This is a genomic window from Curtobacterium sp. PvP017 (assembly GCF_054060195.1).
Window position 1 is genome coordinate 615,520 of the sequence record NZ_JBSSCY010000001.1, and the last position, 14,349, is coordinate 629,868.

13 protein-coding genes are annotated in these 14,349 nt (G+C 71.4%); 5 read left to right on the forward strand and 8 right to left on the reverse strand.

Going from position 1 to position 14,349, the window contains the following annotated elements:
* Nucleotides 1-27 precede the first annotated feature (27 nt).
* Genes ACVKXF_RS03015 through ACVKXF_RS03025 form a run of 3 tightly spaced genes read right to left on the reverse strand, consistent with a single transcriptional unit; the run spans nt 28 to nt 3,441 of the window.
* Nucleotides 28-1,416, reverse strand: a complete 1,389-nt coding sequence (locus tag ACVKXF_RS03015; RefSeq protein ID WP_456794775.1) for an FAD-binding oxidoreductase — start codon at nt 1,414-1,416, stop codon at nt 28-30.
* 53 nt (nt 1,417-1,469) lie between these two features.
* Nucleotides 1,470-2,429, reverse strand: coding sequence for a helix-turn-helix transcriptional regulator (locus tag ACVKXF_RS03020; protein ID WP_456794776.1), 960 nt, complete (start codon nt 2,427-2,429; stop codon nt 1,470-1,472).
* A 49-nt stretch (nt 2,430-2,478) separates the two neighbouring features.
* On the reverse strand, nt 2,479-3,441 hold the full coding sequence (locus ACVKXF_RS03025; RefSeq protein ID WP_165901120.1) for a sugar-binding transcriptional regulator: 963 nt from the start codon (nt 3,439-3,441) through the stop codon (nt 2,479-2,481).
* A gap of 191 nt (nt 3,442-3,632) precedes the next feature.
* Between ACVKXF_RS03025 and ACVKXF_RS03030 the strand changes: the two genes are divergently transcribed.
* The gene (locus tag ACVKXF_RS03030) at nt 3,633-5,375 is read left to right on the forward strand and encodes an FAD-dependent oxidoreductase (protein WP_456794777.1); all 1,743 of its coding nucleotides are present in this window, start codon (nt 3,633-3,635) and stop codon (nt 5,373-5,375) included.
* A gap of 93 nt (nt 5,376-5,468) precedes the next feature.
* Here ACVKXF_RS03030 and ACVKXF_RS03035 read toward each other — a convergent pair whose 3' ends face one another.
* Nucleotides 5,469-6,125, reverse strand: a complete 657-nt coding sequence (locus tag ACVKXF_RS03035) for a histidine phosphatase family protein (protein ID WP_456794778.1) — start codon at nt 6,123-6,125, stop codon at nt 5,469-5,471.
* A 28-nt stretch (nt 6,126-6,153) separates the two neighbouring features.
* Nucleotides 6,154-6,276: a type B 50S ribosomal protein L36 gene (gene ykgO / locus ACVKXF_RS03040; protein WP_022905672.1), complete on the reverse strand. Its 123-nt coding sequence runs from the start codon at nt 6,274-6,276 to the stop codon at nt 6,154-6,156.
* A gap of 57 nt (nt 6,277-6,333) precedes the next feature.
* On the opposite strand from ykgO, the gene ACVKXF_RS03045 reads away from it, so the two are divergent.
* Nucleotides 6,334-7,362 carry a GTP-binding protein gene (locus tag ACVKXF_RS03045; RefSeq protein WP_456794779.1) on the forward strand — a complete coding sequence of 343 codons (1,029 nt, stop codon included), beginning with the start codon at nt 6,334-6,336 and terminating at the stop codon, nt 7,360-7,362.
* 161 nt (nt 7,363-7,523) lie between these two features.
* Here ACVKXF_RS03045 and ACVKXF_RS03050 read toward each other — a convergent pair whose 3' ends face one another.
* Nucleotides 7,524-9,047 carry an MFS transporter gene (locus tag ACVKXF_RS03050; protein ID WP_340197557.1) on the reverse strand — a complete coding sequence of 508 codons (1,524 nt, stop codon included), beginning with the start codon at nt 9,045-9,047 and terminating at the stop codon, nt 7,524-7,526.
* Nucleotides 9,048-9,238: 191 nt separating this feature from the next.
* Between ACVKXF_RS03050 and ACVKXF_RS03055 the strand changes: the two genes are divergently transcribed.
* Complete coding sequence (locus ACVKXF_RS03055) at nt 9,239-9,763, forward strand: DinB family protein (RefSeq protein ID WP_396289036.1); 525 nt, start codon at nt 9,239-9,241, stop codon at nt 9,761-9,763.
* Between the two features lie 189 nt (nt 9,764-9,952).
* Here the strand turns inward: ACVKXF_RS03055 and ACVKXF_RS03060 are convergent, their stop codons facing one another.
* Complete coding sequence (locus tag ACVKXF_RS03060; protein ID WP_340197558.1) at nt 9,953-10,915, reverse strand: sugar-binding transcriptional regulator; 963 nt, start codon at nt 10,913-10,915, stop codon at nt 9,953-9,955.
* Nucleotides 10,916-10,940: 25 nt separating this feature from the next.
* Nucleotides 10,941-11,759, reverse strand: a complete 819-nt coding sequence (locus ACVKXF_RS03065) for a GolD/DthD family dehydrogenase (RefSeq protein WP_456794780.1) — start codon at nt 11,757-11,759, stop codon at nt 10,941-10,943.
* A gap of 106 nt (nt 11,760-11,865) precedes the next feature.
* On the opposite strand from ACVKXF_RS03065, the gene ACVKXF_RS03070 reads away from it, so the two are divergent.
* Both ACVKXF_RS03070 and ACVKXF_RS03075 read left to right on the forward strand, forming a co-directional pair.
* Nucleotides 11,866-12,996 carry a zinc-binding dehydrogenase gene (locus tag ACVKXF_RS03070; RefSeq protein ID WP_456794781.1) on the forward strand — a complete coding sequence of 377 codons (1,131 nt, stop codon included), beginning with the start codon at nt 11,866-11,868 and terminating at the stop codon, nt 12,994-12,996.
* 27 nt (nt 12,997-13,023) lie between these two features.
* Entirely contained in the window at nt 13,024-14,340 is a 1,317-nt protein-coding gene (locus ACVKXF_RS03075) for an MFS transporter (RefSeq protein WP_456794782.1), read from the forward strand.
* The last annotated feature ends 9 nt before the right edge of the window (nt 14,341-14,349 follow it).

Consider the following 14,349-nt stretch of genomic DNA (forward strand, 5'->3'; position numbering starts at 1 on the left):
CGTGCGATGGAATTCGGAACGTCGTGCTCAGAAGACCTTCCCCGGGTTGAGGATGCCCGCCGGGTCGAACACCCGCCGGATCCCCCGCTGCAGGTCGAGCACGTCGTCGCCGAGCTCGTCACCGATCCACCGACGCTTCAGCACCCCCACCCCGTGCTCGCCGGTCAGGGTCCCGCCCAGCTCGATCGCCGCACGGAACACCGCGTCGGCGGCGTCCCAGACGTGGGCAGGCACCTCGTCGCCGTCGAAGACGAAGTTCGGGTGCAGGTTGCCGTCGCCGGCGTGCGCCACGGTGGGAATCGCGAGACCGTACTGCCGACCGATCGCCTCGACGCGTGCGAACATCTCGGCGAGCCGGCTGCGCGGCACCGCGACGTCCTCGATGAGCACCCGACCGCGCGCCTCCATCGCGGCGTGGAACGACCGGCGGATGGTGAGCAGGCGCTCGCGTTCCGCCGCCGACCCGGCCAGGTGCACGGTCCCGCCCTCGGCCTGGAGGCGCGGCACGGCTCCCAGCGCCGCCTCGGTCGCGCCCGCGCCGTCGAACTCCACGAGCAGGAAGACCCCGCCCGCCGAACCGCTCCCCACCGTCTCGGACAACACCTCCGGCCCCAGGTACGCCGCGATCCCCTCGAGGGCGAGCGCGTCCAGCAACTCGACCGTCGACGGCCGCTCCGGTCCCGCCACGACGGCCGCCGCCGCGGCCGCGGCCTGCTGCACCGTCGGGTAGACGGCCCCGAGCGTCGCCGGCTCCCCCGCCGGGACCGGCACGAGTCGGACGGTCGCGCCGACGATGACACCGAGCGTGCCCTCGGACCCGACGAGCAACGCCGTCAGGTCGAGACCGGTCACCCCCTTCACGGTGCGGTGGCCGGTCGACACGAGCCGACCGTCGGCGAGCACGACGTCGAGTCCGAGCACGGCCTCGCGCGTGACGCCGTACTTGACGCACCGCAGGCCCCCGGCGTTCGTGGCGATGTTGCCGCCGATGCTCGCGATCGCCGCACTCGCCGGGTCCGGCGCGAAGCGCAGCCCGTGCTCGACGACAGCGGCGTTCAGCGCACCGTTCAGCACCCCGGGTTCGACGACGGCGAGCTCGTCCTCCACCGACACCTCGACGATGCGGTCCATCCGCGCGACGCTGAGTACCACCGTGCCCTCGGTGCCGTTCGCGCCGCCGGCCAGTCCGGTGCCGGCGCCACGCGGGACGACGGGCACACCCAGCGCCGAGCAGGTGCGGAGCGTCGCCTGCACGTGCTCGACGGTCCGGGCCTCGACGACGGCGACCGGCCCGCCCGGTGCGATCCAGCCGGACTTGTCGGTCCGCGCGGCGTCGAGCACGCCCGGGTCGGTCCGGACGACGGCGCCGTCCGGGTCGTGCAGGGCGGCGCGGAGCGCGGTGACGACGGTGTCCATGTCGTCACGCTACCGCCGCGGGCTCGACTCCCCCGGCTCGGCACCCACGGCGGTCAGCGTGCGCGGAGCGACTCGCTCGGCAGCTCGCCGAAGCGGGTGCGGTACGTCGCCGAGAACCGCCCGAGGTGCCCGAAGCCCCACGACCGGGCGATGTCGGCGACCGTGGTCTCGTCGCGCGCACCCCCGAGCAGGTCCGCCCGCGCACCGTCGAGTCGCACCCCGCGCAGCAGGTCGCCGGGGGTCTGGTCGAGGTGTCGTCGCAGCGACTGCTGCAGTCCGCGTGGGCTGAGCCCCGCGGCCGCGGCGATCTCCGGCGTGCCGATCGGCTCACGGGCGTGATCGTGCACGAAGTCGAGCGCCCGGCGGAGTCGGCCGTGCTCCGGGCCGCCGCCGGACACGGTCGACCGCCACCGGTCGCGCCGCGGGAAGGCGCGGACGGCGGCGGTCGCGAACGCCTCGGCGATGTCGCGCTGCGCGATCGGGTCGAGGTCGTGGTCGACGTCGAGCCACGTCGACGAGTGCGCCCGGACCACGTCCTGCCAGACGGCCAGACCCGCAGCCGTCGGGCGCTGCATCGACTCGAACGCGAAGTCGTCGTCGCCGACCAGCGCCCGGACGAAGTCGCGGTCCAGGTGCACGAGGTTCAACGCGATGTCGCGGTGGTGCAGGGAGTACGGCTCGGCGAACGGCAGCACGACGGGGACGCCCGCTTCGAGCGCCCAGGTCTCGCCACCGCAGGTGATCCGGCTCGAGCCGCTCCGCATCCAGGCCACCAGGAACTCGTCGTCGACCTGGCTCTCACTGCGCAGGTCGACCATGAACCGTGACGAGCGCAACGACATCCGGTCGTCGCCGACGCCGGCGAAGTCCCAGTGCGCGGTCGGGCGGGTGCGCCGGACCGCGGGCGCCCGGAAGTCGTAGTCGCGCCCGAAGAACGCGAGCGCCTGGTCGACGTCGCTGCCGACCACCCGACGGGAGTACCGGCTGCTCGGTCGTTCGAGGGAAAGCACCATGTCCGAGAACCTACGAGCGACCACCGACAAACCTGCGTCACATCCTGACTCAGGGCTGCAGGATCGCCTGCCCGACGCTCTCGTCCAGGATCAGGTCCGTGACCAGCCCGGAGGCCAGTGCGCCCCGCAACGACGCCGCCTTCGACCGGCCCGCGACGACGCACACCCGACGCGGAGCGCGCTTGATGGTGTCGAGGTCCGGGCCGCCCGCGCGCGCGTTCACCCCGATGTCCCGCCACGACCCGTCGGCCCGGTAGAACACGGTCGAGACGTCGCCGACGACCTGGGCCTTCGTGAGCTCGTCGCGGTCCGCGGGGTCGAGGTAGCCGCCGGAGTAGACGTGCGACGGCACCGGGGCCTGCGGGGCGCCGACACCGAACACCACCAGGTCCATCCGTTCGTGCAGGTCGAGCACACGGCGGATCGAGCGCTCGCGGAACAGCGCCTCCTTCGTGGCGGGGTCGTCGAAGAACGCCGGCACCGGGAACTGCTGGACGAACGCGCCGTACGCCTCGCCGAACCGCCGCAGGATCTCCGAGGCGTAGACGATGCCCGTGGTCCGGGTGTTCGCGGCGCCGTTGATCTGCACGATGGTCGACCCGTGCGTGGTCTTCGGCACCAGGTACCGGCTGACCGCGCTCACCGTCGAGCCCCATGAGATCCCGATGACCATGTTCGACTCGACGTACTGCGTCAGGATCCGGGCGGCGGAGAGGGCGACCCGCTCCAGGCGGTCGACGTCGCTCGTGTGGTCCGGCACCGGGACCACGTGCGCGTGCACGCCGAACCGCGAGCGGATGCTGCGGCTCAGGGCAGCGGCCTGGTCCAGGGGCGAGCGGATCTGGATGTCGACGAGTCCGGTGTCCCTGGCGTACTTCAGCAGGCGCGACACCGAGGAGCGCGAGGTCGCGAGCTCGTCGGCGATGGCGTCCATCGTCAGGTCCTGCAGGTAGTACAGGTGTGCGGCGCGCAGCGCCTGCTGCGTGCGCATGGGCTGAGCCGCATCGCTCATGGTGCTCCGATCTGTCGAACGCAACCATGCACGGACGTGCACGGCCTCTGCAACCCCTGTCGCGCCTCCCGGTCCCCCGATCGGGGCGCACGACACGTGTGCTGCACGTTCGTGCACGTGAGTTGCCCGACCTCCCAAACCGGCGCACGATCGATCCTGACCACGAGAACAGACGAAGGAAGCGACGAACCATGTCGAAGAAGACACAGCCCCGGAACACGGTGACCGCCCTCACCGAGCGCCCGAACGCGCAGGTCCTCGTCGTCGGCGGCGGCATCAACGGCATCGCCACGTTCCGCGACCTCGCGCTGCAGGGCGTCGACGTCGCCCTCGTCGAGCGCGGTGACTACGCCTCCGGCGCGTCCGCGGCGTCGAGCCACATGATCCACGGCGGCATCCGCTACCTGGAGAACGGCGAGTTCCGCCTGGTGCGCGAGAGCGTGCAAGAGCGCAACGGCCTGATCCGCATCGCCCCGCACTACGTCAAGCCGCTGCAGACGACGATGCCGATCTTCTCGACGTTCTCGGGCATCATGAACGCCCCGCTGCGCATGCTGACGCACAAGCAGCGCTCCACCAAGGAGCGCGGCGCGATGCTCATCAAGATCGGCATGACGATCTACGACTCCTTCTCGCGCGACGGCGGCTCCGTCCCGAAGCACGTCTTCCGCACCAAGAAGGCCGCGCTCGAGGACATGCCGGCCCTCAACAAGGACCTGAAGTACACGGGCACCTACTACGACGCGAGCGTGCACGAGCCCGAGCGCCTGGCGCTCGACGTCCTGAAGGACGGCATCGCCGCGGGCACCGGGACCGGCTCCGCCGCCACCGCCCGCGCCACCAACTACGTCGAGGCCGCCGGCACCCGCGACGGCGGCGTGCTCCTGCGCGACCGCGAGACCGGTTCGGAGTTCGTGTTCACCGCCGACGTCGTCATCAACGCATCCGGCCCCTGGACCGACCTGACGAACGAGGCGTTCGGCGGCGAGACGAAGTTCATGGGCGGCACGAAGGGCTCGCACATCGTCGTCCAGAACGACGAGCTGCTCGAGGCCACCAAGGGCCGCGAGCTGTTCTTCGAGAACGACGACGGACGCATCGTCCTCATCTACCCGCTCAAGGGCCGGGTCCTCATCGGCACGACCGACATCGACGCCGACCCGTCGAAGCCGGTCACGACGACCGACGAGGAGATCGACTACTTCTTCGGGCTCGTGAAGCACGTGTTCCCGCAGATCGACGTCACCCGCGACCACATCGTCTACAGCTACTCCGGCATCCGCCCGCTCCCCCGTCACGAGGACACCGCCCCCGGCTTCGTGTCGCGTGACTACCGGATCGTGGACACGCAGATCGCCGGGCTGCCGAAGTCGACCGTGCTGTCGCTCGTCGGTGGCAAGTGGACGACGTTCCGCGCCCTCGCCGCACACCTGTCGACCGAGGCCACCACGAAGCTCGGCATGACCCGCACGGTCGACACCACCGGCATGCCGATCGGCGGTGGCAAGGAGTTCCCGACCACCGACGCGCAGCGCGCCCTGTGGATCACCTCGCACCGTGACGGCCTGGACGAGTCCCTGGTCGAGGGCCTGCTCGAGCGGTACGGCACCCGTGCCGCCGAGGTCGTGGACGTCCTGACCGACGGCCCCGTCGAGGCGCTCGAGTCCGACCCGTCGCTCACCCGCGCCGAGGTCGCGTACTTCGCCGAGCACGAGCAGGCCGTCCACCTGGTCGACGTCGTCCTGCGCCGCACGAACCTGGCGTTCGTCGGCGGCGTCACGATCGACCTGCTCGACGAGCTGGCCGACGTGCTCGCCGGAGCGCTCGACTGGACGCCCGAGGAGCGCGCGGACGAGGTCCAGCGCACGCTCGACGTGCTGCGCGAGGCGCACCGCGTGATCGTGCCGCTGACGTCGGCGTCGCAGCTCGCGTAGTCGACGCGACCACGAGACGGACGGGAGGCCCGGTACCAGCTGGTACCGGGCCTCCCGTCCGTTGTTGGTCGCGTCTGCGAGCCGCTGGTCGCGTCAGAAACGCTCGCCGGTGGGGTCGAGCGCGGTGCGGTCGATGAGCTGGTCGCCGCCGACCGGCTCACCCTCCCAGTCGACCAGGTGCCAGCCGTCGGCGAAGGACCCCTCGAGCTCGACGATGCCGGTGTTCTCCAGGTGGCGCTTGGTGCCGAAGTGGTCCGGGGTGTTGTCGGCGGCCGCGCTCGCCCAGGTGCGGATCGCCGCACCGTGGCTCACCGCCGCCGCCACGCCGACGCCGGTGGCCTCGATCTGCCGCACGGCGTCGTCGTACCGCTCGAAGAACTCGATCCCGCTCTCCGCGCCGGGCATCCGGGTCGTGCGGTCTCCGCCGGACCAGCCGTGCACGGTGGAGATGTAGGTCTGCACGGACACCGTGTCGCGCTTTCCCTGGGTGTCGCCGGCCTCGATCTCACGGAGTCCGGGGAGCACGACGGGCTCGAGCCCGAGCGACGCCGCCAAGGGTGCCGCGGTGATCTGCGTCCGGACCATGGTCGAGGCGAAGAGCCGCTCGATCCCCCGGTCGGCCAGGGCCGCGGGCAGGGCGTCCGCCTGCTGCTGGCCGAGCTCGGTCAGGCCAGGCCCGGGCACCACGGCGTCGAGCACGCCGTTCACGTTCGCGGGGGTCTGGCCGTGGCGGATGAGCAGCAGTCGCATGGATCCACCCTACGGACCACCGCCGACGTCAGCCCTGCCGGGTGTTCCACCGCGGGTTCTGCTTGTTGATGACGTAGACGCGACCCCGACGCCGGACGACCTGCGAGCCGGGGATCTTCTTGAGTGCCTTGAGCGAGTTGCGGACCTTCATGGTTCTCCTCCGTCGGCGCCCTCTTGTTGAGAACGGTTTTCAGGTAGGGTACCCGACATGCGTGTTGCTGCCATCACCCTCGTCACCGCCCTCCACGAGGTCGACGCCGACCGCGTCGCCGCCCGGATCGCCACGGGGCACCGGATGCACGTCGACGGGAGCGCGTTCGCGGCGGCCCGCGCGGTCGCCGAGCGGGCCGACCACCTCGACCGCGTGTGCGGCCCCGACGCCGACCACGGCCTCGTCGTCACCCTGCAGCCCGGCTCCGACGCCCGCGCCGTGGGCATGCTGCTCGCGAACGCCGCACGCTCGGAGACCGGTGACGACCGGGTGCTCCGACACGTCGTCGGGGTGCTGCGCGCCGACGACGTCGCGCACCTGCTGTGGTCCGACGTCGACGACGCGTTCGTGGCCGCCGACCGGGTCGCATCGCTCGTCGAGTACGCGACCGTCATCGCGCTCGACCGTCTCGCGCCGCTCCCCCTCCGCCGCCGTCGTGCCCTGGTCGCGCTGCTGCACCGCCTCGCGCCGCAGGCCGTCGTCGTGGCGCTGCCCGCACTCCGGACCGCACGCGACCTGCCCGCCTCGAACGGCGGGGCCGCACGGGTCCTGGCATCCGGCGCCGGCTGGATGCGGGCACTGTCGAGCGGCGCGGACACCGGACGGGACGCCCGCGACGACCTGGTCGCGATGCGCTACCGGGAACCGCTGCCGTTCCACCCCGGACGACTTGCGTCCGTCATCGCCGAGGACCTGTCCGCCGGGGTGAACGGCCGCGTGCTGCGGTCGCGCGGGTTCTTCCGCCTGGCGTCCCGGCCGGACCACGTCGGCTCGTGGTCGAGCTTCGGGGCCATGCTCGCGCTCGACCCCACCGCGAACCCGTCGTGGGACGCCGACGCCCCGATCGGGCAGGCGCTGTGGTTCGTCGGCGAGCGGCTCGACGTGCACGCGATCGAACGGGCCCTCGACGGCGCGCTCCTCACGCCATCGGAGCTGCTCGCCGGGCCGGACCTCTGGCGCGGGTGGGCCGACCCGTTCCCCGTGTGGCCGGCGGTGGACCCGGCGTCCGAGCACCGGCACGAGTGAGGCCGCCGCGCGCCCGGACCCCGAACGACATCCTCGACGTCGTGCGACGACCACGATGTCGTTCCTGCTCCGACACAACAGTGCGCGTCGGCAACGAACGACGAGGTCGATGTCGTACGACATCGACCTCGTCGTTCCGGGTCGACCGCGCGCCCCCGGCGTCAGCGCGCCGGCACGGCCTCGGCGTCGCGGGCAGCCCGGGCGGCGGCGTCCTGCGCGGCGAACGGCAGGTCCCCCAGGTCCAGGTGCGGGTTGGTGTCCTGCGTGAGCACCAGCTCCTTCGCCTCGGCCTCGGTCTCGACCGCGGGCATCGAGCCGGGCAGCGGGCGACGCGAGGACTCCTTCATGCAGAAGACACCGATCGCACCGACGACGCTCATCGCCATCAGGAAGTACGCCGGGGCGAGTTCGTCGCCGGTCACGGTCAGCAGCGCCTGCACGATCAGGGGCGTCGTCCCGCCGAACACCGCGATGGCGATGTTGTAGGCGAAGCCCATGCCGCCGTACCGCGTCGAGGTGGGGAACAGCGCCGGCAGTGAGGCCGCCTGGTTCGACACCCACAGCGCCGTCATCAGCGCGAGCAGCCCGAGCCCGGCGAGCGTCGACCACTGCGCGCCGTGCCCGATCAGCATGAACGCCGGCACGACGAGCACCACGGTCGTCGCCGCACCGATCCACATCACGACGCGTCGGCCCAGCTTGTCGGACAGCTTGCCCGTCAGCGGCAGCATCACCGCGAGCAGCAGGAGGACCGGGATCGTCAGCAGCGTGCCGTCGAGGGCGGAGTACCCGAGCGAGTCGGTCAGGTACGTCGGCATGTACGAGGTCAGGGCGTACCCGACGGTGTTCGAGGCCGCGACGAGCATGATCGCGATGACGATCGGTCGCCAGTGGTCGCGCACCATCACGAGCACGTTCGCCGGACGCTCACCGTCGAAGGACGCACGGGTCTCGGACGCAGCCTCCTGCGCCGCCTGGGTCGCCTGGAACACCGGCGACTCCTCGATGCGCAGGCGGAACCAGATCGCCACGACGCCGATCACGCCGGCCGCCAGGAACGGGAACCGCCAGCCGTAGGCGACCATCGCGTCCTCGCCGAGGGTGATCTGCAGCACCGAGACGACGGTCGCACCGAGCGCGAAGCCCAGGTAGCTGCCGAAGTCCAGGATGCTCGCGAAGAACCCGCGGCGCCGGTCCGGTGCGTACTCGGTCACGAAGGTCGTCGCACCGGCGTACTCACCACCGGTCGAGAAGCCCTGCGCCAGCTTCAGCACGACCAGCACGACGGGGGCGAACACGCCGATCGTCGCGTAGGCGGGCAGCGCGCCGATGAGGAACGTCGACGCCGCCATCATGATGAGCGTCGTCGCGAGCACCTTCTGGCGCCCGATGCGGTCGCCGAGCCGGCCGAAGACGATGCCGCCGAGCGGGCGGGCGATGTAGGTCGCCGCGAAGACACCGAGGCTGAACAGGATCTGCACGGCGGGCTCGGCCGTCGGCAGGAAGACCTTCCCCATCGTGACCGCCAGGTAGCCGTAGACACCGACGTCGTACCACTCCATCGTGTTGCCGACGACCATGCCGCTGACCGCGCGGCGCATCATGCTCTTGTCGACCACGGTGACGTCGCTCTCGCGCAGACGTCGGCGCGGCCGGGTGTGGGTACTGCTGGGGTCGGAACCCATGCATCGCTCCTCGGGGGGATCGGTGGGCCGACGGGTACCGGCCCAGAACAGCGAGCGACGTTACCGAGCAACCGAAATGTCATTGGCCGGTGATTCCCAGGCAACGGCGTGTCACCCGAACGGGGGTGGGGCTCGATCCGCATGCGGCTGCGGATCCGCGAGGCTGAGTAACGAGGACACAACATCGGCGCATGGCGATCGAACCCGAGACGAAGAGCTGGACCTGGGTCATCGAGGGCACCTGCCCCGAGTGCGGCTACGACGGCACGACGGTGTCGATCCGCGACGTGCCGGGGATCATCGACGCGAACACCACCGCGTGGCCGACCGAACTCGGACGGGATGACGTGCGCGAGCGTCCCGACGACCACACCTGGTCGGCACTCGAGTACGGCGCCCACGTGCGCGACGTGCACCGGAAGATGACCGAGCGGCTCGCACTGATGCTCGCCGAGGACGCCCCGACGTTCCCGAACTGGGACCAGGACGCCACGGCGGTCGAGGAGCACTACGGCGAGCAGGACCCGGCCGTGGTCGCTCGCGAACTCGGCGAGGCCGCACACCGGGCAGCCCGGGCGTTCGACGAGGTCCGCGACGACCAGCTCGAGCGCACGGGCCTGCGGTCCGACGGCAGCGCCTTCACCGTCGCGACGCTCGCCACCTACTACGCGCACGACCCCGTCCACCACCTGTGGGACGTGCGGCGCACGCACTAGACGCGGGAACCACCGGCCTGGAGGCGCGGTGCGGCCCCGCCCCGCGCCTCCCGTCCGCCTGCAGTCGCCCCGCAACCGGGCGTACCTGCCCGAACCGGGCGTACCTGCCACGAAGAAACGGCCAGGTATGCCCGGAAGCACCATCCATCGCACGCGTGATGGGAAGGATCAGGCGCCGAGCCAGACCGCTCAGGCGAGCGCGTCGAGCAGGGCGCGGGCCGTCGCGGCGTCCGACACCAGCTCGTTGACGAGTCCCCCGCGCACCGCGCCGACGATGCTGCCGACCTTGGCACTGCCGACGGCGACGCCGACGGCGTGCGGCACACCGGACAGGACCTCGCGCGACGTCCGCACCATCCGGTCGCTGCCGGGGAACTCGATGGGCGAGCCGTCGGCCGCGTAGAAGTTGAGGCAGACGTCGCCTGCGGCGTGGTCGAACGCGGCATCCTCGACGGGGACACCCCGCGCCAGGGCGTCACGCGTCGGCGTCGGCGCACCGATGCCGAGGATCGCGCCCTTCGCCCGCCCCCAGAGCCCGACGACGTGCTGGAACGCCGGGTCCTCGTCGAGCGAGGAGCGCATCGCGGGCGACGGCAGGGCCTGCGCGAACAGGAACGCGGGGATCGCCCCGGAGTGCTCGGCGGCGGTCCGGGTGATCTCGTTCGTCTGGAACCACGGCATCGGGTCGGCCTGGCCGCCGACCGTCGGGACGAGCTGCACACCGGGCAGGCTCGGCATGCCCGCGTGCGCGACGTCGTACACGGTGCGGCCCGACGACATCAGGACGGCGTCGCCGGGGACGAGCCCCATGCCCTCGACCGCAGCGGCGAGGGGTGCTGCGAGGTCGGCTCCGAGCGTGGCGGTGTGGGTGACGGCGGCCAGGTGCACGGCGCGGATCCCGAGCACGACCTGCAGCCGTTCGGCGAGCGCGACGGTCTCGTCCTGGAACGGGTCGACGACCTCGATGCGGACGAGTCCGGCCTTGCGCGCCTCGGCGACGAGCCGGCTGACCGTGGGCCGTGAGACCCCGAGGCGCGAGGCGATCTCGACCTGGGTGGCGTCCTCGAGGTAGTACATCCGCGCCGCCTGGTAGACGGTGTCGAGCGGGAAACGGGTCCGGGCACCCTCGGCGGCGGGGATCTCGGCGGACATGGGGCGATCGTAGCCCTGGCGCGCGTCAGCGGATCGTGAACCCGCCGTCCACCCGGAGGTCGGCCCCGTTCACCATCGCGCTCGACTCCCCCGCCAGGAACAGCACCGCGGCGGCGATCTCGTCCGGGGTGGCGAACCGGCCGGTGGGGATCTCGTCCTGGTGCCGGATCCCGTTCTCGTTCGCCCACGCGGCCCGGCCGAGGTCGGTGAGGACGACGGTGGGCGACACGGTGTTCACGGTGACGCCCCGGCCGCCCCACTCGAGCGCGAGCACGCGGGTGAGTCCGATGACGCCGGCCTTCGAGGCGCAGTAGGCGGCGTGCCCGTCGATGCCGACGTGCGCCGCCTGCGAGGCGATGTTGACGACGCGGCCGTACCCGGCGGCGAGCATGTGCCGACCGACGGCCTGGGCGACGCGGAACGTCCCGGTCAGGTTGACGTCGATCGTCCTCGACCAGGTCTCGGCGGACAGTTCGTCCGCCGGAGCGAGTGCGGCGATCCCGGCGCAGTTGACGAGGACGTCGACGCGTCCGAAGCGTGCGATGACCTCGGCGACGGTGCGCGCCACGGAGGTCTCGTCCGTCACGTCGCAGCCGAACCCGGCATGGAGGCCCGTGGCCGCGCCCGGCAGGTCGGCTCCCGCCGCCGTGGCGCCGTCCGCGCGGACGTCGACGATCGCGACCCGCGCACCCCGTGCGGCGAGCGCCCGGGCGATGGCGTTCCCGATGCCGGAGGCGCCGCCCGTCACCACCGCCGTCCGTCCGGCGAAGTCGTTGGTGAAGTCGATCGTGTCCGGCCCCGGTCGGAGGGCTGCGACGAAGTCGGTCGGGGTGCTGGTGGTCATGGGCGCTCCTTTGCGTTCGGTCGGAACCTACCAGAAATTGTGTTCTGGACAAACGTTCTGCGAGGTGTACAGTCATCGCCGAAGCCATCCAACGAAGGAGCAGCGCATGTCGACGACGACCGAGCACGCGGCCACGACCGCCACCACGACCATCCCCACGACGATGCGAGCCGTCGTCGTCCACGGGCCCGGCGACTACCGGCTCGAGGAACGCCCCGTGCCGACGCCCGGCCCCGGCGAACTCCTGCTCCGCACCGACGCCGTCGGCATCTGCGCGAGCGACCTGAAGTGCTACCACGGCGCCGCGAAGTTCTGGGGTGACGAGAACCGCGCCGCCTGGGCCGAGACCGACCGCATTCCCGGGCACGAGTTCGTCGGGACGATCGTCTCCGGCGACGACGACACCCTGGCGAAGCGGAAGGTCTCGCTCGGCGACCGCATCGCGTGCGAGCAGATCGTGCCGTGCTGGGAGTGCCGGTACTGCCTCGAGGGCGCGTACTGGATGTGCAACGTCCACGACATGTTCGGGTTCAAGGGCCACGACGGCGCGATGGCCGAGTACGTCCTCGTCCCCGCCAAGGCACTGACCCACCTGGTGTCGAGTGCCCTGCCCGGTCAGGTCGCCGCGTTCGCCGAGCCCCTGTCCTGTGCGTTCCACGCCGTCGAGCGCGGGGACATCAAGTTCGGCGACACCGTCGTGATCGCCGGCGCCGGACCGATCGGCCTCTCCGCCATCGCCGGTGCGCGGCAGAAGAACCCGCTCCGGATCATCGCCCTCGACGTGGTCGACGCGAAGCTCGAACTGGCCCGCAAGGTCGGCGCGGACCTGACGATCAACATCGCCGAGGAGGACGCGGTCGCCCGGGTCAAGGAGCTCACCGACGGCTACGGTGCCGACGTCTACATCGAGGCGACCGGCCACCCGTCCGCGGTCCCGCAGGGGCTCAACCTGCTGCGGAAGCTCGGCACCTTCGTCGAGTACTCGGTGTTCAAGGACGACGTCTCCGTCGACTGGTCGATCATCTCGGACGACAAGGAGCTCGACGTCCGCGGCGCCCACCTCGGTCCGCACACCTGGCCGGCGGCGATCAAGCTGCTCGAGGCCGAGACCCTGCCGATGTCGGAGATCTGCACGCACCAGTTCCCGCTCGAGCGGTTCCAGGAGGCCCTCGACCTGGTCGGCGACTCCGCCGGCGCGAGCGTCAAGGTCTCGATCATCCCGTCCCTGCAGGCCTGAGCCCGCCCACCCCAGGAGTCAGCAAGCATGTCAACGACGACACAGCGCGCCACCGGTGCGCCCACGACCCCTCGCGCAGAGGGCCGCCTCGACCGGATGGGCATCCCCCGTCCGCTCGCCCTCGGGTTCGTCGCCGTCCTGGTCTTCATGACCGGGAACGGCGTCGAGTCGAACTTCATCACCCCGCACATGGTCGCGGTCCTCGGCAGCCCCGAGGCCACCGTCGCGACGATCGTCACCTTCTACAGCCTCGCCGCGCTGATCGGCAGCTACGTCTCCGGCGCCCTCTCCGACCTGATCGGGCCGCGCCGGGTGATGATCCTCGGGTTCGCCGTCTGGGTCGTCTTCGAGGTGCTGTTCCTCCTCGCGCTGAACATCGGCAGCGTGCCGTTCGCCGCCGTCGCCTACGCCGTCCGGGGCTTCGGCTACCCGCTCTTCGCCTTCGCGTTCCTGGTCTGGGTGAACATCACCACCCCGGTCGAGCGGAACGGTTCGGCCGTCGGCTGGTTCTACGTCGCGTTCACGGGCGGCCTGCCGACGCTCGGCTCGCTCTTCGCGATCGGTGCCATCCCGGTGTTCGGCGGCGGCACGATCGGCGAGACGGGCGCGATGGTCGCCTCGATCGGCCTCGTCGTGATCGGCTTCCTCATCATGCTGTTCGGCGTGCGCCTGCCGAACGGGTTCTCCCGCATCGCCCCGGCCGGCGAGAGCGCCTGGCAGGTGCTGACGAGCGGCATCCGCCTGACCGTCACCCGGCCGAAGATCCTGATGGGCTTCCTGGTCCGCCTGATCAACACCGCGCCCGAGTTCGGCATGTTCGTCGTCCTGCCCGCCGTCATCGCGAACGAGCGCGGGTGGGGCCAGAGCCGCTGGCTGCTCATGACGGTCTGCGTCTACGCCACGAACATCCTCGTGAACGCCCTGTTCGGCTGGGTCGGCGACAAGATCGGCTGGCAGCGCACCGTCAAGTGGTTCGGCATCGTCGGGTCCGCCCTCGGCCTCATCGCCTGGTGGTACGTCCCGCAGCTCGTCCCCGCCGGGTCCGACTGGGGCTACGTGCTCTCCGTCGTCGCCGGCTGCGTGTTCGGCTGCCTGCTCGCCGGCTTCGTGCCGATGGGCGCGATCATGCCGGCGCTCGCCCCCGAGCACAAGGGCGCCGCGATGGCGATGTACACGACGGCGGCCGGTGGCGCGGCGTTCCTCGGCACCGGCGTGGTCGCGGCGGTGTTCGCGCTCGGCGGTGGCGGTGAGGCCGCGACCTGGACCTTCGTCGGCCTGTACGCCTGCGCGTTCGTGATGATCCACTTCCTCAAGGTGCCCCAGGGCGCCCGTACCTCCCACTGAAGGACTCCA

What these genes read in the sequence shown, in the direction of transcription:
- ACVKXF_RS03015 (WP_456794775.1), bottom strand. Translation starts at nt 1,416, where the DNA reads ATGGACACCGTCGTCACCGCGCTCCGCGCCGCCCTGCACGACCCGGAC.
- ACVKXF_RS03020 (WP_456794776.1), bottom strand. Translation starts at nt 2,429, where the DNA reads ATGGTGCTTTCCCTCGAACGACCGAGCAGCCGGTACTCCCGTCGGGTG.
- ACVKXF_RS03025 (WP_165901120.1), bottom strand. Translation starts at nt 3,441, where the DNA reads ATGAGCGATGCGGCTCAGCCCATGCGCACGCAGCAGGCGCTGCGCGCC.
- ACVKXF_RS03030 (WP_456794777.1), top strand. Translation starts at nt 3,633, where the DNA reads ATGTCGAAGAAGACACAGCCCCGGAACACGGTGACCGCCCTCACCGAG.
- ACVKXF_RS03035 (WP_456794778.1), bottom strand. Translation starts at nt 6,125, where the DNA reads ATGCGACTGCTGCTCATCCGCCACGGCCAGACCCCCGCGAACGTGAAC.
- ykgO (WP_022905672.1), bottom strand. Translation starts at nt 6,276, where the DNA reads ATGAAGGTCCGCAACTCGCTCAAGGCACTCAAGAAGATCCCCGGCTCG.
- ACVKXF_RS03045 (WP_456794779.1), top strand. Translation starts at nt 6,334, where the DNA reads ATGCGTGTTGCTGCCATCACCCTCGTCACCGCCCTCCACGAGGTCGAC.
- ACVKXF_RS03050 (WP_340197557.1), bottom strand. Translation starts at nt 9,047, where the DNA reads ATGGGTTCCGACCCCAGCAGTACCCACACCCGGCCGCGCCGACGTCTG.
- ACVKXF_RS03055 (WP_396289036.1), top strand. Translation starts at nt 9,239, where the DNA reads ATGGCGATCGAACCCGAGACGAAGAGCTGGACCTGGGTCATCGAGGGC.
- ACVKXF_RS03060 (WP_340197558.1), bottom strand. Translation starts at nt 10,915, where the DNA reads ATGTCCGCCGAGATCCCCGCCGCCGAGGGTGCCCGGACCCGTTTCCCG.
- ACVKXF_RS03065 (WP_456794780.1), bottom strand. Translation starts at nt 11,759, where the DNA reads ATGACCACCAGCACCCCGACCGACTTCGTCGCAGCCCTCCGACCGGGG.
- ACVKXF_RS03070 (WP_456794781.1), top strand. Translation starts at nt 11,866, where the DNA reads ATGTCGACGACGACCGAGCACGCGGCCACGACCGCCACCACGACCATC.
- ACVKXF_RS03075 (WP_456794782.1), top strand. Translation starts at nt 13,024, where the DNA reads ATGTCAACGACGACACAGCGCGCCACCGGTGCGCCCACGACCCCTCGC.